Source organism: Akkermansia sp. AE01SA01, assembly GCF_036417395.1.
In the GTDB taxonomy this organism is placed as follows: Bacteria; Verrucomicrobiota; Verrucomicrobiia; order Verrucomicrobiales; family Akkermansiaceae; genus Akkermansia.
On record NZ_CP143890.1, the window covers coordinates 921,226 to 936,796 of the forward strand.

Sequence of the window (15,571 nt, forward strand, 5' to 3'; positions counted from 1 at the left end):
GGGAAGAGCCCTTTCCAAGTTGAATGGAAAGGTTTTCAATGGAGGACCTGGCGGATAGAAGGGGAAGCGCTCAGCTCCGGCAGGCTTTTCAGCACCGTGTGGATGTGTTCGTTTTCCTGACTGCCTATTTGCTGGAGGGCGGTGCGGCCATATCTGTCGCGCAGGGACGCCTTGGCGTTCCGGTCCAGCAGGAGCCTTGCTATTCCCAGTTTCACGATGTCCAGGCTTCCGTCGCCCAGCAGCATGTCGCGGCAACAAAGCATCAGGGGAGTTTCCCCGACGGAGTTCTGGTGGTTGACGTCTGCTCCTTCGTTAATCAGCAGATTGACCAGATCCCGCATTTGGGGGAGCAGTTTTTCATCAATGACACTCAGCTGGCGGCACAGGTTCAGGAGGGCTGTGTCTCCTGCGGAATCTGGCGGCGCCGTGCCCGCGGGCATGGCGGCATTGACGTCCGCTCCGTATTGAATCAGTATTTGGGTTATCCGGAGAGCGGTGTCCGGAGTATGCAGGTTCAGGCAGAGAAGGGGAGGGCTCATTTCTCCGCGGAAATTGGGATCGTACCCCGCTTCACAGAGCTTGCGGACAACATTTGGGTAACCGGCCGCGACCGCCCAGGAAAGCAGGCTGGTTTTTTTCCCCCTGAGTTCCGGGCAAATGGAAATATCCGCTCCATGCTTGAGCAGGAGAAGCGCCGTTTCCTCATAAGGGGCTCCCCCGATGCCTGCTACGCAGGACATGACGAGGGGCGGCCATCCTGCGGGGCCGATTTTGTCCACGCTGGCTCCGTTCCGGATCAGCAGGGAAAGGCACGTCAGCCTGTTGCTTACGGGAAGGGGAGAGTCGTCACCCAGGCCCGGATAGCAGGCGTATGTCATGGGTGTGTCTCCCAGTTCCGAACCGTTCAGGAGCTGTGCCTTCTGCGGAGACATGATGATCTGGAGGTTCGGGTCTGCGTTCATCTGAAGCAGGCGGTTCAGAAGCTGGACATGCCCCAGACCGGCAGCCAGGTGCAGCAGGGATTCTTGATGGGAAGAGCGGCAGCGGCCATCTCCGCTTTCCGCGGTTTTCCGTATCATCTGGAGCCGTTCACGGATTTCATCCTTCATGTACTGGCTCATGGAAAATTCGGAAAACAGGTGCCAGTCAATATGACGGGAATTGGGGGACAGGGACCGGAGCAGGAAACGTTCCGGACCGTGGCGCTCCATATAGTCCGCCACCATCAGGATTTGTTCTTTTTCCGTTTCCGACCACAGGGGACTGAATTTCCATTCGCGGGGGGATGGTTCATCCCGCAGGAACCAAAAAATGGATGATCCGGCGACGAGGGCCGCAAAAACACTCAGAGCACCAAGAAACCAGAGAGCCTTTTTTCCAAATGTCATGTGTATCATAAGCAGGGAACTGCAAGGCATGATGATGCAGCAATCTGGAACCGGGAGCAATGAAAAAATAGAACGGTTTTCATCTGCCTCCGGGCAGAGAGAAAAAATCCCGAAGAATGGGTTGCGGATTAGAAATCCGAAAAGAATGAGAAACCTTGCAGGAAAAGGACGAATGCAAGGAAATACAAGCTTTCCCGGATGCAGATGGAAAGATTGTGTCATGCTGTTTTTTGCTTTCATTCCGCCGCATTCATCAGGTCCATTGTTTACATTTATTTCAAGTTCAAATATTTTCGATTATTTCGGATTTCTAATCCGGCATGCCGTCTTATCCATTGAGCATGTGGATAAAAAATTAAAAAATCGGTTTTTCAACGTTTCTGGCAAGAGAGAATATCCAGGGTTCCCGCATCCGGCTTTGCAGCGGATTTTTCAATGTGAAAGGCGCATTAAGGGAGAGCATGCGGTTGGCGAATGGTTTTTAGAGCAGACCTTTGAGGTTTTTCCGGTTTTCTGCCTCTGGACTGGCGCAGCACACGCTTGCCTTGAAGGAAGAGGCGCCTGATGATGGTTGCAGCTATGGATTCCGTCAGACTCATTGCATCCGACATGGATGGTACTCTGCTCAACGGACGGGGAGAACTGGACCCTGACTTTTTCATTGTCTTTGAACAACTGCAAAGGCACGGAATCCGTTTTGCGGCTGCCAGCGGACGGCAATATGACGGGTTGAGGAAAACTTTTTCTCCTGTGGCGGACAGGATGCTGTTCATCGCGGAAAACGGGGCTTATGTGGCTGACGGCCGGAATGAATGGCTGGTGGAGGACATGGACAGGAAAACCGCAGCGCGGCTGATTGTGCAGATACGGGATGTTGAAGGGGCCTGCATCGTGCTGGCGGGCCGGGATTCCGCCTATATAGAGGATTCTCTTCCCGAGTTTGTCCGGGAAGCCCGCAGGTACTACACGCGCTGCGAACAGGTGGATGACCTGCTTTCCGTCAAAGGCGACAGGCTGTTGAAGATAGCCATTTACGATTTCAAGGGAGCCGTAAATAACAGCTATCCATATTTGAAGCATTTGGCGGACCGTTTCCAGGTGGCCGTTTCCGGTGAACGGTGGATGGATATCAGCCGGAAGGGAGCCAACAAGGGAAATGCCCTGGAGCTGATTCAGCGGAGATTGGGGATTTCTGCGGAGGAGACCATGGTCTTCGGCGATCAGATGAATGACGCCGAGATGATGCGGCAGGCCGGATTCAGCTATGCGGTAGCCAATGCCGTTCCGGAAATCCGGAAAATAGCTGCGTTTACGGCTCCGTCCAATGAGGACAACGGAGTGATTCAGGTGCTCAGGAAGGTGCTGGCTGGCCGGAATTAGGAGAGTGGGGCCGTTTTTGTAGAAATGGCCACGGTTTATTCTTACCGTAGAGGTAGCCAGTCGGTGTACTGCCTGCAGGAGTCATGTTGGCGTTTATGTACGATTTCTTTTCCATGCTCGCCGGCCTGGTTGTGGCCTGTGCAGCCGGGTTAGCCTTGGCCGGAGGCGTTGTGCTGCTGAAATTGCTGGGGCTTCTTGTTTTCGTGCTGATGGGAGGATGGTATTTATGCTCCTGGTTATGGAGCTGGGCGGCCGGTTGGCTGGGAGCGTGAATTCGCCGTATGCCGGAACCGTGACCGGATGAAGCAGGGAAGTAGAGGGAGAGGTTCCGTAAATGGCGCTCTTTCCTCCTTTTCAGGGAAATGGGCGTCCATGTCAGCATGGGAACCGCGGGCCCTTTTTAGTTTTGCTTTTCCGGGATGGGTGTGGTACACCCGTGCCAGACGTCATGAATCAGGAATTCTTTTCAGTGCTTGTGCAGGTGGTGGCAGCCCTGGGGCTGGCCGGCATTATTTTGTTGCTCAGTATCTTGATGGGCAAGCGTTCTTCCGTTCGCAAGCCTGCGGACATTCCTTACGAATGCGGCATGATTCCCGTGGGTGAAGGGGCTCCCATGTTTTCCGTTAAGTTCTACATGGTGGCCATGCTTTTCGTGATTTTTGACCTGGAAGTGGTTTTCCTCTATCCCTGGGCCGTCAACTTCCGGGATTACGTGATGCTGAATCCGGAATCGTTCACGGCCATGTGTATTTTCATCGGCATTCTGCTGGTAGCCTACCTCTATGCCTTGGGCAAGGGCGCCCTGAACTGGCACCGCGATCCGCGCTGAAAAAATTACCGTTTTGTTTGAAGAAACGCCGTCCTCACAGACAGGACGGCGTTTTTTGTTTGCAGAGAGGAGTTTTTACGATAAAGGGTGAGAATCATGAAGGGCCTCCTGGAAATGGCAGATCCTTGCTCCTTTGTCGGTTCTGGATGGTCAAATCTTCTTGTATAAGATATGATTTCTCTTGCCAGGGGCGGCAAATGAAGATAGCTTTTTGCGCGATCCGGAAAATCCAGAATGAATCTCTCTCTTCCCAGAACGCCTCAGGGCGTTTACCGGTTGTCGGTCAGCACCTTCTATTTTCTCCAGGGCCTGGTGTTCGCCAGCTGGGCATGCCGCATTCCCGACATCAAGAGCGCCCTGGGGATGAACGATGCCGATCTGGGGTCCGTTCTCTTTGCAGTGCCCGTCGGGCAAATGTCAGCCATGGCCTTGTCCGGCTACCTAGTAGGACGTTTTGGCAGCCGGAGGATACTTATGGCGTCTTCCGTTTTTTACCCGGCCGTACTTGTGTGCCTGGGGCTGGTTTCCTCCTTCTGGGAACTGGCCGGAGGGCTGTTTTTGTTTGGTGTGGCCGCCAATCTGACGAATATTTCCGTTAATACGCAGGGGGTGGGCGTGGAGCGGCTGTACCAGTGCAGCATCATGGCCCGCTTTCACGGCCTGTGGAGTCTGGCAGGTTTCTTTGGTGCGCTGCTGGGGGCTTTCATGGTGGACTGGAACGTGTCCACGAAAACGCACTTCCTCGCCATTTTCCTGATTTGCATGGCCATTCTGGCCGTGTTTTCCCGTTTCCTCCTGCCGCGGGACGCCCGGCGTTCCAGTTCCCAGAGCGGGGGCATGTTCCGGAGCATGGACGCCTATGTGCTGCTCATCGGGTTGATTGCGTTCGGAAGCATGGTCAGCGAGGGGACCATGTTTGACTGGAGCGGCGTGTATTTTGAAAGCGTGGTTCAGCCCGGCCCGGGCCTGGTGCAGACGGGGTATGTGGCGTTTATGAGCACGATGGCGCTGGGGCGCTTTACGGCGGACCGCATGGTGATGCGCTTCGGAGCCGTGCGCGTGCTGCGTGCCAGCGGCATCCTGATTGCCGCCGGGCTTCTGGTTGCCGTTCTGTTCCCGGTGCTGTGGTCCGCCACGCTGGGCTTCCTTCTGGTGGGGCTGGGCACCTCTTCCATTGTCCCTCTCTGCTACAGCATGGCCGGAAAGTCCAAAAAGATGATTCCCAGCGTGGCTCTGGCCTCCGTTTCCACGATCGGCTTTCTGGGCTTTCTGCTGGGACCTCCGGTCATCGGGCATATTGCCCATGCGTCTTCTCTCAGATGGTCGTTCTCCCTCATTGCCCTGGTCGGTCTGGGAACGGCGTTGATCGCCCCGTTCCTGAAGAAGTTCAGATGACGGAGGGAATGCCCGCTTTTCCGGGGGTACGGCATGCCGGAAGATTTCGTTCATCCCCGTTTTTCCGGAGGTTTGCCGGGGGAGGTTCTTTCCCCGCAAGGAGAGGTGGCCGTTGCCTGTGAAATGTTTTTCTGCCGCTGCAGCCGTATGATCTGATTGAGGGGGAATTGCCCTCGTTGTTTGGGGAAGGCGGAAAATTTTGGGGCGGCGTGTCCTTGAGTCCTTATTCAGATGGCGGAGCCGGGACAATTCCTCCGGCTCCGAATTTCAGATTCAGCGGTACCCGTACCGTGCGGGGATTGATGTAAATGATCAGCTCCGCCGTAATTTTCCGGTCCGCAGGTTCCCAATAAGGCTGGTAAGTGCGTGTTACTCCCTGGGGGGGATGGTCATGAACGACCGGTTCCGCCGGGGAATAGTGGCGGTTGTCGGCGTCAATGAGAGTCAGGGAACCAAAACTGGCGGAAGGCAGGGTGCTGCGGACGTGCAGGAGCAGGGAGCCGTGGGAGGATTCCGATTGCATGTCGGCGACGGTAAGCGTCGCCTTTGCATTCTCCGGCAGTTTGACTCCGGGAATATCCTGAAGGGGAAGAGTAACGGTGCTTCCCCTGACGGTAGGAAGCGGGCAGGATATGCGGCAGGAGCGGCTGGCCATGATCATGTTTGCCGTTCCGGAGAGAGTCCAGCAGGAAGAAGTTTCCGGCAACAGATCCGGGATGTTCAGGCTCAGGATGGGGACAGGGTCTTCTTTTTTCCAGGGAGAGGTGTGCATATGGCTGGAAGCGGCGACGGAAACCGGGGGTAACGTTTCATTTCCCTTCAGGGTCAGTGGATTTTCAGGCGATATACTGATTGCCACCGGTCCGTTTTCTGGCGTCTCGGGCCGGAAATCTATTCTGGTCGAAGGCCCGTCGTTGATCAGGGTAGGTCCGTTGGACACGGGGTTTTGGCATTGATGGAAGTAATGCAGCTCAAAATGTACTTTTTCCTCCGGCAGATGCCGTTCATGGACGAAAGGAGCAGGGGGCGGGTCAGGCAATACGGTGGGCCCCTGGTGAGAATGGCGGACAGCGGGGCCTTTGCGCGCAAGGTCCATTTCCATATCCACCGGAACCACGATGGGCTGCGTTTCTTCCGGCTTGACGTAGGAAAGTTTTACCTGGAGAAGGTTCCAGTCCTGTTTGGAGTAATATTGCCGTTTAAAGACATATTCCTGATGTTCTTGATTGTTGAAATCAAAGGAGAACCGGGCCGGTTGCGCCTCTGCCGGCTTCCCTTTCTTGTCCACAAGCAGGAATTGTGCAAACTGAAACCGTGACGGATTGTACCTCAAAGTCATGGTCGTACAGTCCGAAGACGGAGTGGAGGAAGTAAACGCAACGGTGTCCGGCGTACCGGAGAAGGCCAGGTCACCTTCACCTTGTTCCGAGGATGGGAGGGAAATATCCTGCGTCCATCCTTTTCCTTCCCGCAGAAGGTTGAAAGAGGGCAGCGTATGGATTTGTTTGGCAATGTAGAAGACGAGATGTCCCTTGATTCTGAATTTCGTTGTTGATGGAGGCAGGTGGAATGGGGAGGAGGTGAGCCGTACAGACCAGTTTTTGATTCCTTTTTCGGGATTAAAGGGAGGAAGAGGCATTTGCGTCAATTTGGCGGCAAGCGGTTCATGCTGGTCAGTTTTCATTTCCGTATCAAGCGGAACGCTCCATGCCCCTTCCGGATCCGATAGAGTCAGTTGGTGAGGACCTTCCTGTTCCGTGAATGTTCCGCTGCCTTTCAGGGAGGAATGCAGAAACAGGGTAATATTGCGTTTTCCCTGTTTTGCATGATTTTCCGAGATGTAAAAGTAGTCTGGACGGACCTTTATCTCAGGCTGCTCCGACGGTTTGTCTTTTGTTTGTTGTGCCGGACATGGAAGTGCACAGAGGAGAGAGAGGGCAGGGAGGATTGCTTTCATGGGCAGATGGGGGCTTATCTGCCATCATCCCTCCGGCTAAAGGAATGATCAAGCTGAAAGAAGATGAGCCGGAAAGGAAAAATGGTGCGCCTGGCAGGACTCGAACCTGTACGCCTTTCGGCACCAGATCCTAAGTCTGGCGCGTCTACCAATTTCGCCACAGGCGCGACGAATGCGTGGGCGTACTCTGCCATGTCCCGTTCCGGCGTTCAAGGCTAAACAGGCGGCTTTTTCTTTGACATTGATTGGAAGCTTCTTATAGTGAAAGCCGATGAAAAAGTTAATTACCCTGTTGACCGTCTGCTCCCTGTCTGTCCTGTCCCAGGCATGGGCGGACGTGAAACTGCCAAAAGGTTCCTTTACCACGGATCGGCTGGAGGAAGCGCTGAAGACTGCCCGCGAGCAGAAGAAGCCTGTGGCGTACCTTTACACGAATACGGCCACCACCTGTCCCCTGGCTTCAGGCGCGTCCGAGGGGTTTCTTGAGGCCGTGGGGCGCCGCTGCGTGCTGGTTTACCTGCCGGTGAAGGACGGAAAAAAGTCCGGCATAAGCGATGCCGTGAAGACTGCCCTGAAGCAAGGGAAGTATTATCCCAAGCTGGTGCTGACCGACACGGACGGAGGCCGGGCGCAGTGCTTCACTTATGAGGCATACAAGGCCGATTCCAAGAAAACAAGCCGCGAGATTAAAAAACAGATTATCGCCCTGTCCAAAAAGGAGGGATAAAGACGGAGGCTGTTTTTCCGGCTCAGGAAGGTCAATTGAGGATTCCCGCCGGGAACGGAAAGAGCTTCACCAAGAGGAAGTCCAGCATTCCCAGGCAGAGCGCCGCACAGATCGCCTGCTTGGGCGCCAGGCGCGGCGTCATTTTCAGCCAGGCGATGATGCCGCCATGAACGGCCGCGGAGATGCCTACGGCCCACCAGAAGAAGGAGACGCCCATCATGGCGAAGAGGGCGGCCAGAGGATAGGAGAACGCCAGGAAGATTTTCATGATGGCCTCCCATTCGTGGCCGCGCACCATGTTCAGTTGTTCGGAGAGGAGGGAGAGGTACAGGCAGGAGGGGACCACGACGCACAGAATGAGGGACAGGAGTCCTTTTTTCGCGTACCGTTCTTCCTGCGTGGGGATGTACATGCCGCATATACTGGGTCAGCCGGGGGGAATTGTCAAACATTGTCCTAGCCCGGAGCAGGGGGGGCATTATACTGGAGGCATCACGTATGTCGTCTTTTGAATTGAATTCCTCCTTCAAGCCGTCCGGGGACCAGGAGCAGGCTATCGGCAAGCTTCTCAAGTCTCTGGAGGCCGGCAACAAGCATCAGGCCCTGCTGGGCGTGACGGGGAGCGGCAAGACGTTTACGATGGCGAATCTGATCGCCCGGATGAACAGGCCCACGCTGGTGATTTCCCACAATAAGACGCTCGCGGCCCAGCTTCATTCGGAATTGAAGAGTTTTTTCCCGAATAACGCGGTGGATTATTACGTCTCCTACTTCGATTATTACCAGCCAGAGGCGTATATCGCCAGCACGGATACTTATATTGAGAAGGATTCCGCCATTAACGACGAGCTGGACCGCCTGAGTCTGAACGCGATGAATTCCCTGATGACCCGCAGGGACGTGATCGTGGTGGCGTCCGTCTCCTGCATTTACGGCTTGTCCACTCCGGAGGATTACCGAAACCTGACCCTTCGCATCCGGGAGGGGGATATCATGGACCGGGACGTGTTCCTGCGCCAGTTGGTGGAACGCCTGTTCGAACGGCAGGATTTCGATTTCCTCCGCGGCACGTTCCGCGTGCGCGGCGAGGTGGTGGAGGTTTTTCCCGCCTATTCCGAGGGGGAGGCTATCCGCGTGGAGTTTTTCGGCGACGAGGTGGAACGGGTTTCCCTGATAGATTCCGTGTCCGGCCGCGTGCGTGAACGGCTGGGGAGCTATACGTTTTTCCCGGCCAAGCAGTATGTGGCCGCTCCGGAGAAGCGGGCCGCGGCGTTGAAGGCCATCCGCCAGGAGCTGGCCGACCGCGTTGCCTGGTTTGAGAAGGAGGGGCGCCTGCTGGAGGCGCAGCGGCTGAAGCTGCGCACGGATTACGATTTGGAATTGATCGAGGAGCTGGGGTTCTGCAAGGGGATTGAGAATTATTCCCGCCATTTGTCCGGACGCCTGCCGGGCAGCGCTCCTTCCACGCTGCTTGATTTCTTTCCCAAGGATTCCCTGACCCTGATTGACGAGAGCCACGCGGCCGTGCCCCAGATAGGCGGCATGTACGAGGGAGACCGCAGCCGCAAGAATATTCTGGTGGATCACGGTTTCCGCCTGCCCAGCGCCCTGGACAACAGGCCGTTGAAGTTCCATGAGTTCATGGAGAGGCAGAACCAGATCGTGTATGCTTCCGCCACGCCAGGACCGTTTGAGTTGATCAACTGCCGTGCGGATAACAAGACTTACATTCCCGTCAAGCGCGCCGCCCGCTCCGGGGAGAAGGCTCCGGAAGGCTTCAAGGGGATTTTGTTTTCCTCCCCCAAGGAGATACGCGTCAGTCCCAGCCCTTCCTCCCAGCCCGTGGAGCAGTTTGATCCCACCAAGCGCTCCACGCCGCTTATTGTGGAGCAGATTATCCGTCCCACGGGGCTGGTGGAACCGAAGATTACCATACGCCCGCTGAAAGGGCAGATCGACGAGACGATCGCTCTGTGCAACGAACGCGTTTCCAAGCATGAGCGCGTTCTGGTGACGACGCTGACCAAGAAGACGGCGGAGGATTTGACGGATTACCTGAGGGGCGTGGGCCTGAAGGTTTCCTATATTCATGCGGATGTGGACGCCATTGAGCGTGTGGAAATCCTGCGCGCCCTGCGTGCCCAGAAGATAGACGTGCTGGTGGGCATCAACCTGCTCCGGGAAGGCCTGGACCTGCCGGAAGTGTCCCTCGTGTGCATTCTGGATGCGGACAAGGAAGGGTTCCTGCGCAATGAAACGTCCCTGGTGCAGACGGCGGGCCGCGCGGCGCGCCATGTGCATGGGGAATGCGTGCTGTTTGCGGACGTGATGACGGATTCCATCAAGCGCCTGATTGAACTGACCGATTACCGCCGGGGAATTCAGGAAGAGTACAATCGCGAACACGGTATTGTTCCCCAGACCGTGAGCCGGTCGGAACAGGGCCAGTTGAAGCTGTATTCGGAAGAGGATGAAGAGTCTTTCCGCGTGGCGGAAAACGAGGCTCCTTATGGCCTGGAAGACCGTGTTGCCAAGCTGGAGGCGGAGATGAAAGAGGCCGCCTCCCATCTGGAGTTCGAACGCGCGGCCTTGATCCGGGATGAAATACGGCAGTTGAGGGAAGGCCGCTGAGGAAAGTGATTTTCAGGCCGCATTCCGGACGGTTTTCCCTTCCGTTGAGCGCGGATGAAGGGAAAACAGGTGAATGAATTCCTGTCCAGAGGACGTATAGTCTTTTATGCGTGTCTCCCTTGTTTACGTCAATTTTTCCTGTCTGCTCGCGTTTGTGGCGGCGGGGACGATAGCTACGGCTCCCTTTTCCACGGCAGCTCCCCATGCGGATACGGTCGCGACGGCGTGGAGGGAGGAGATTCCTCTTCCCGTTTATCCGGATGCCGAATTGGTTGATTTGTATAAAAAAACGTGGGAGATAGCCGCAGAAAGGGTCAGAAGGGGCCCGGAGGGGCTGCCTGCCTCCCCCTATCTGGACGAGAATTGCTACGAAACGGATGTCTGGATTTGGGACACCTGTTTCATGGCCCTGTTTTCCAAGTATGCGCCCAAGTCCTTCCCCGGCAAGGAGAGCCTGGATAATTTTTATTTTCCCATGTACCGGGGCGTTTCTACGCCTCTGCGCATTCACATGAGGGACAATCCTCCCCTTTTTGCATGGCTGGAATGGGAGAATTACCGGTTTTCAGGAGACAAGGCCAGGGTGGAAGGAGTTCTTCTCCGGGAGCAGTTTCTCCAGCGGCATTTCCGCTGGTTCAATACGGCGCCCAAAGGGGAACGGGCGCCTTACAGCAGCAATCCCGTTTACCTCGGAGCGGTAGGGAAGGACGGGTTTACCTGGACGGGAAGAGCCAGCGGAATGGATAATACGCCGCGCGGGCGGGATTCCGGCGGCTACGACAGGATTCTTTGGGTGGACGCCATTTCCCAGCAAGCGCTGGCCGCCCGCTGTATCAGCAGTTTGTATTCCTCCCTGGGGAAGAAGGAGGAAGCCCGGGAATGGGAAGGGGAGTATAAGGCCCTGGTCCGGAAGATTAACGAGTTGTATTGGGATGAGGAGGACGGGTTTTATTATGATGTGGACGTCGTTACGAAGAAGCCGTGCCGCGTGAAGACGATCGCCTCCTTCTGGCCTCTGTTTGCTGGAGCCGCTTCCCCGGAACAGGCCGCCCGCATGGTGGAGCATGTGAGGAAGGCCGACGGGTTCGGAGGAGAGTTCCCATGGCCCTCTTTGGCCCGGAGCGACAGGGATTTTGATGAAGAGACCGGCAATTACTGGCGCGGGGCCGTCTGGCTTCCTACGGCGTATATGGCGACCAAGGCCCTGGAAGACTACGGGTATGCCGACTTGGCGGATGATCTGGCGGAAAAGGTTCTGATGCAACAGCTTAGGACTTATCATGAGGTCGTTCCTCATACGATCTGGGAGTGTTACAGTCCTTCCGCCAACCGGCCTTCCGTGGAACATGGCCGGCGCGTCAGGCAGGATTTCTGCGGCTGGTCCGCCCTGGGACCCATTTCCCTGTTTATTGAGAACGTGCTCGGCTTTCATGAAATCAGTGCCGAACGGCGACAGGTGCGTTGGCGGCTGCGCCCGGAGAAGGGAAGGCATGGCATTTGCCGGCTGATTTTTGGCCCTGTTACAACGGATATTGTTTTTGACGGGAAGAAGAGCATTACGGTGCGGAGCAATGTTCCTTATACGCTTTATGTCAATGATGTTTCTTATTCTGTACCGAAAGGAGAAAGCGTTATTTCCCTGCCTTCCGCATGACCGGGAGTTGGTAGAGGAGGGAGGACATTTGCCCGGAAAAAAGAGTCTGCGTCATTTTCCACTTGCCAAGGACGGATTGGCGCCTATACTCCTTCCACCATGACCCGCAAAGGTGGTATCAACAAAACCCGCAAGGCAGTCGCCAAGCGTTTCAAGGTTACCGGCACGGGCAAGGTACTGCGCCGCAAACAGGGCAAGCGCCACATCCTCCAGAAGAAGTCCAGCAAGCGCAAGCGTCAGCTTGGCAAGGTGGCTCTGGTGGATGAAACGCAAGTCTGGGCAGTCAAGCAGAACCTGCCTTTCGCCTGAACCGCGAAAACGCTCGACCAACGCCGAGCTTTCCTCCCGCTGAACGGGGGGCCTTCATGCAGCCTTCTTCCGAAGAGGAAGATAAAGAACAGGCGAGACTGCAGGGAGGTGAGGAAGAACAGTCTGTTCAAGATAGAAATAGAAATAAGCTATGCCACGTGCCACTAATGGACCGGCCTCCCGCAAGCGCCGTAAGCGCATTCTTTTGCGTGCCAAGGGTTTCCGCGGTTTCCGCAGCAAACTCTTCCGCTACGCCAAGGATGCTGTTTATAAAGCTTGGCAGTATGAATACCGTGACCGCAAGAGAAGGAAGGGGCAGTTCCGCCGTCTCTGGATCGCCCGTATTTCCGCTGCCGTGCGTGACCGCGGTCTGACCTATTCCCGCTTTATGGAAGGCCTGAAAGCCGCCGACATCGACCTGGACCGCAAGGTTCTTGCCGATTTGGCCGTCTCCGACGAAAAGGCTTTCGACGCCATCTTCGCGCAAGCCAAGAAGGCCATTGAAGCCAAGGACGGCGCCGCTCTCCGCGCTTAAGACGCAGCAGAGCCCGCAGTTCAACGAACATTAGCAGACCAGCCCCGGAGTTTATCTCCGGGGCTGGTTTTGTTTATATAACGGAGATGGCTGCGGCTGTTCATGGTGCAACCGGGCCGTGGTTCCGGATATTTGTCCGGCGGTGTCCGGTATATTCATCTTTTTCTTCAGCTTTTCACCTGCCGGGAGAAGTATTGTGTCCGTTGGTGTTTGCCTGTACCGGGAAAGGGCAGGAGTTCGGATGTCTTGTGGGCCAGGGCCCCTGTTGGATGCCTTGTGCAGTCTGACGGCCAGGGAAAAGGGCAGTCTGTTTAACGGAGATTGGCCATTTCCGGCTTGGTCCGTGCTGTACTTCATGGCGCCCGTGGACATTTCCGCATCCTTGCAGCCTGTGTTTTTTCCGGTGCATTCCCTGTTTTAGAGGCAGAGGCACAGGGTATCCTTCCCGGCTGGCGGATGATGGAGAATGAACGGTCATGTTTTTCATTTGCCGTCTGCTTCTGTTCCGCTTTCCTTCCTCTTTTCGCAATCCTCTTCCTTCCTCTGTTTTTCCTGCGTTTCTTACAGCAGGCGCATTTTCCAGTTTTCCTGAATTCAGACCGGAAGAGAGTACAAGATTTGAATCCGGCTATCGGAATGGCTGAAACGGAGAGCATGGGACAAGCCGTTCCGGGCTGTTATTGCCTCTTTTGTTATTGTCCGGAATCATCATCAATAGTTTTTCGATCAAAGTTGATTGAACAAAAGTATTATTCAATGTTATAAATGTTTCATATATAATATTTTATGATTGTTTTTCATATATTTTCCATTTGCAGCCGTTTTGATGGTGTTCCATGTCATGAGGACGTTTAATTTCATGATTGCCCTCCGTGAGCTTTTTTATTTATTGGGGTGCTGAGGGCGGAAGATTTGCGTGCATTTTTTTCTTGTATGCACGGTACCCTTCTTTATGAAAAATGTTATTTCTTCTTGTGCATCAAAGTATTTGTGTTAACACTCCAACATATCCTATGATGAAGTTTCTCTCTCTGCTGTCATTGGCTGCCGTGGCCGGTGGATTCGGCTTGTGTTCCTTGCCGCCTGGTGAAGATGATTTGGTTCCATCCCTGCAGGTAGCGTGGAAGAAGCTGGAGGTGGGCCGGGAGCATCCGGAGGATGATCCGGAACGGAATTGGAGGATGAGGCTGGGGGGTGTTGTTGCTGTTCCGTCCGGCTGGGAGATCGATTGGGTGGGGGATGAGCTGATGGGCGTGGCAGTGGAGGATTCCACAGGCCGGAAGGCTTCCAGGGCTAAATGTTATTCCAGTAGTTTTGACCGCAAGACTGCTCATTTGCTTGTGGAACCCCAGGATTGGCTGCCGTCCGCCGGGACGCAGTGGGTGGAAGTGAAGGGGGAGCTTCCGCTTGTCATTTCCTGCCGGGAGGCCGTGTCGGAGCCTGTGGCGTTAAAACTTGAGAAAGGCGCTTCCGTGCCTTTGGTCTTGAAAGGTGCAGGCATCGGGAAGGACGGAAAGGCGCGGGATGTGAGGGTAAAGCTGGTCATACGGAAATACGGGGATGCCGCGCTGGGCAGGGAATGGGAAGGGGAGAATAAGAAAATGCTGGAGGTGGAAGTGGACGCTGATGAACCGCTGGGCATCCGTGATTTTGTATTGCAGGCAGTGGATGGAACGCCGGTGGCGGCAGAGATGTGTGGATGGAGCACGCTGGGCAGAGAATGGAAGATTGATCCTGTGATGGAAGGGAAGCTTCAAGTGGCCGTCCGGTATTCGCAACACCTGCAGCGGTGCAAGGCTCTGATTGATGGCAGGGCGTCACTGGCCGGTTTCCGTGAAGGGAAGACCGGAAAGGGGCGCGGTCCTGGCAGCGGGTTTTCTGAAACGGGGTATTCAGCCATGAAATCCGGCGGGATTTCTTCTTCTGAAGGTGGGCTTCCGGTCGACGAGAGCCGCCCATCTGTTGAGGCGGAAGTGACTCGATTGATTGTGGAGAGAGTGGATGCAGAGGAGGCTGGCGAGGATGTCATGCAGATGGTTTTTGAGATTGAACTGACATCAAAGACTGCGGCGGTTTTCGGGGGAGGAGCCGATATGAGGGAACAGAGCCTGGAAGTGACCGATTCTACAGGGCGTGTGTTATCCCCGGCCATGTTTGACCTGACATGGTTGAAGTCTTGGAACCTGGAGAAGGGGCAGGCGATGATATCCCTTTGCGGCACAAGTCCGGAGCCGGCTTCACCCGGAGCGGAATGGATACGCATCAGGGGAACGCTGCACGTGCCTGTGGGCGTCAAACGGGAAAGTCCCGTCTACGAATTGCCGCTGCAGAAAGGGGCGGAACTGCAGATTCCCGTGCCGGGAATGTCCGATTCCGGAGAAGAGGGGGACGATGTAGCTGTTGCCGGAGACGTGCCCGTCTGTCGGTTGAAACTGGAAGGCGTGAGAGAACAGGGAAACGGGGATTTGCATGCGCAGGTTTCTCTGAAAGTGGAAGGCGTGCCGTTTGACCTGGAGTGTTTTGAAGTGGTGGATGACAAGGGATTGCCTTTGAAAAACGCCGTATTTGCCGGTGGCGGCGCCTCCATGGGGCCTTTGGGACAGGAGCGGTTCTGGCTCCAAAGGTTCAAGTTTAAGGGAGGCGCGGACACGGAAAGGCTGCATGTGCGGCTGAAGTACAGGGCGGATGCGGAAACGGTGGCCGTGCCCGTGGATTGCACCATCGGCCCGGGAGGTCCGTTATTATAGAAAATATCTTATTTTTATC

At 55.4% G+C, this 15,571-nt stretch carries 15 protein-coding genes and 1 tRNA gene; 12 read left to right on the top strand and 4 right to left on the bottom strand.

Annotated elements, in window-relative coordinates; all coding sequences use genetic code 11:
• Positions 1-35: 35 nt before the first annotated feature.
• A complete protein-coding gene (locus tag V3C19_RS03770) occupies positions 36-1,388 on the bottom strand; it encodes an ankyrin repeat domain-containing protein (protein WP_161981190.1) in 1,353 nt (450 codons plus the stop codon).
• 28 nt (positions 1,389-1,416) lie between these two features.
• Between V3C19_RS03770 and V3C19_RS03775 the strand changes: the two genes are divergently transcribed.
• The 5 genes from V3C19_RS03775 (at position 1,417) to V3C19_RS03795 (ending at position 4,992) form a co-directional block, all read left to right on the top strand.
• Positions 1,417-1,953, top strand: coding sequence for a hypothetical protein (locus tag V3C19_RS03775; protein WP_161981189.1), 537 nt, complete (start codon positions 1,417-1,419; stop codon positions 1,951-1,953).
• A gap of 44 nt (positions 1,954-1,997) precedes the next feature.
• Positions 1,998-2,768 (top strand): Cof-type HAD-IIB family hydrolase, encoded by a 771-nt coding sequence (locus V3C19_RS03780; RefSeq protein ID WP_202975640.1) that lies wholly within the window; start codon positions 1,998-2,000, stop codon positions 2,766-2,768.
• 83 nt (positions 2,769-2,851) lie between these two features.
• Complete coding sequence (locus V3C19_RS03785) at positions 2,852-3,040, top strand: hypothetical protein (protein ID WP_149873324.1); 189 nt, start codon at positions 2,852-2,854, stop codon at positions 3,038-3,040.
• 176 nt (positions 3,041-3,216) lie between these two features.
• Positions 3,217-3,597 carry an NADH-quinone oxidoreductase subunit A gene (locus V3C19_RS03790; protein WP_067571508.1) on the top strand — a complete coding sequence of 127 codons (381 nt, stop codon included), beginning with the start codon at positions 3,217-3,219 and terminating at the stop codon, positions 3,595-3,597.
• Positions 3,598-3,831: 234 nt separating this feature from the next.
• The gene (locus tag V3C19_RS03795; RefSeq protein ID WP_130082938.1) at positions 3,832-4,992 is read left to right on the top strand and encodes an MFS transporter; all 1,161 of its coding nucleotides are present in this window, start codon (positions 3,832-3,834) and stop codon (positions 4,990-4,992) included.
• A 223-nt stretch (positions 4,993-5,215) separates the two neighbouring features.
• Here V3C19_RS03795 and V3C19_RS03800 read toward each other — a convergent pair whose 3' ends face one another.
• Both V3C19_RS03800 and V3C19_RS03805 read right to left on the bottom strand, forming a co-directional pair.
• A complete protein-coding gene (locus tag V3C19_RS03800; protein ID WP_295933819.1) occupies positions 5,216-6,676 on the bottom strand; it encodes a hypothetical protein in 1,461 nt (486 codons plus the stop codon).
• Between the two features lie 355 nt (positions 6,677-7,031).
• Positions 7,032-7,116 (bottom strand) — tRNA-Leu (locus tag V3C19_RS03805).
• Positions 7,117-7,220: 104 nt separating this feature from the next.
• Between V3C19_RS03805 and V3C19_RS03810 the strand changes: the two genes are divergently transcribed.
• Positions 7,221-7,676 (top strand): hypothetical protein, encoded by a 456-nt coding sequence (locus V3C19_RS03810; protein ID WP_295873926.1) that lies wholly within the window; start codon positions 7,221-7,223, stop codon positions 7,674-7,676.
• Positions 7,677-7,707: 31 nt separating this feature from the next.
• Here V3C19_RS03810 and V3C19_RS03815 read toward each other — a convergent pair whose 3' ends face one another.
• Positions 7,708-8,088: a hypothetical protein gene (locus V3C19_RS03815; RefSeq protein ID WP_130082935.1), complete on the bottom strand. Its 381-nt coding sequence runs from the start codon at positions 8,086-8,088 to the stop codon at positions 7,708-7,710.
• Between the two features lie 86 nt (positions 8,089-8,174).
• Between V3C19_RS03815 and V3C19_RS03820 the strand changes: the two genes are divergently transcribed.
• From V3C19_RS03820 to V3C19_RS03845, 6 genes are all read left to right on the top strand, one after another.
• Entirely contained in the window at positions 8,175-10,307 is a 2,133-nt protein-coding gene (locus tag V3C19_RS03820; protein ID WP_295873924.1) for an excinuclease ABC subunit UvrB, read from the top strand.
• A 106-nt stretch (positions 10,308-10,413) separates the two neighbouring features.
• Positions 10,414-11,961 (top strand): trehalase family glycosidase, encoded by a 1,548-nt coding sequence (locus tag V3C19_RS03825; protein WP_295933821.1) that lies wholly within the window; start codon positions 10,414-10,416, stop codon positions 11,959-11,961.
• Positions 11,962-12,060: 99 nt separating this feature from the next.
• Positions 12,061-12,270, top strand: a complete 210-nt coding sequence (gene rpmI / locus V3C19_RS03830) for a 50S ribosomal protein L35 (protein ID WP_012420592.1) — start codon at positions 12,061-12,063, stop codon at positions 12,268-12,270.
• 151 nt (positions 12,271-12,421) lie between these two features.
• On the top strand, positions 12,422-12,805 hold the full coding sequence (gene rplT, locus V3C19_RS03835) for a 50S ribosomal protein L20 (RefSeq protein ID WP_067571526.1): 384 nt from the start codon (positions 12,422-12,424) through the stop codon (positions 12,803-12,805).
• A gap of 321 nt (positions 12,806-13,126) precedes the next feature.
• Positions 13,127-13,570: a hypothetical protein gene (locus V3C19_RS03840; protein ID WP_302387458.1), complete on the top strand. Its 444-nt coding sequence runs from the start codon at positions 13,127-13,129 to the stop codon at positions 13,568-13,570.
• A gap of 248 nt (positions 13,571-13,818) precedes the next feature.
• On the top strand, positions 13,819-15,552 hold the full coding sequence (locus V3C19_RS03845; RefSeq protein ID WP_295933828.1) for a hypothetical protein: 1,734 nt from the start codon (positions 13,819-13,821) through the stop codon (positions 15,550-15,552).
• The last annotated feature ends 19 nt before the right edge of the window (positions 15,553-15,571 follow it).

Coding starts and splice junctions, on each gene's coding strand:
- V3C19_RS03815 (WP_130082935.1), bottom strand. CDS start 8,088: ATGTACATCCCCACGCAGGAAGAACGGTACGCGAAAAAAGGACTCCTG.
- rplT (WP_067571526.1), top strand. CDS start 12,422: ATGCCACGTGCCACTAATGGACCGGCCTCCCGCAAGCGCCGTAAGCGC.
- V3C19_RS03785 (WP_149873324.1), top strand. CDS start 2,852: ATGTTGGCGTTTATGTACGATTTCTTTTCCATGCTCGCCGGCCTGGTT.
- V3C19_RS03775 (WP_161981189.1), top strand. CDS start 1,417: ATGATGATGCAGCAATCTGGAACCGGGAGCAATGAAAAAATAGAACGG.
- V3C19_RS03825 (WP_295933821.1), top strand. CDS start 10,414: ATGCGTGTCTCCCTTGTTTACGTCAATTTTTCCTGTCTGCTCGCGTTT.
- V3C19_RS03800 (WP_295933819.1), bottom strand. CDS start 6,676: ATGAAAACTGACCAGCATGAACCGCTTGCCGCCAAATTGACGCAAATG.
- V3C19_RS03770 (WP_161981190.1), bottom strand. CDS start 1,388: ATGACATTTGGAAAAAAGGCTCTCTGGTTTCTTGGTGCTCTGAGTGTT.
- rpmI (WP_012420592.1), top strand. CDS start 12,061: ATGACCCGCAAAGGTGGTATCAACAAAACCCGCAAGGCAGTCGCCAAG.
- V3C19_RS03790 (WP_067571508.1), top strand. CDS start 3,217: ATGAATCAGGAATTCTTTTCAGTGCTTGTGCAGGTGGTGGCAGCCCTG.
- V3C19_RS03795 (WP_130082938.1), top strand. CDS start 3,832: ATGAATCTCTCTCTTCCCAGAACGCCTCAGGGCGTTTACCGGTTGTCG.
- V3C19_RS03820 (WP_295873924.1), top strand. CDS start 8,175: ATGTCGTCTTTTGAATTGAATTCCTCCTTCAAGCCGTCCGGGGACCAG.
- V3C19_RS03845 (WP_295933828.1), top strand. CDS start 13,819: ATGATGAAGTTTCTCTCTCTGCTGTCATTGGCTGCCGTGGCCGGTGGA.
- V3C19_RS03780 (WP_202975640.1), top strand. CDS start 1,998: ATGGATGGTACTCTGCTCAACGGACGGGGAGAACTGGACCCTGACTTT.
- V3C19_RS03810 (WP_295873926.1), top strand. CDS start 7,221: ATGAAAAAGTTAATTACCCTGTTGACCGTCTGCTCCCTGTCTGTCCTG.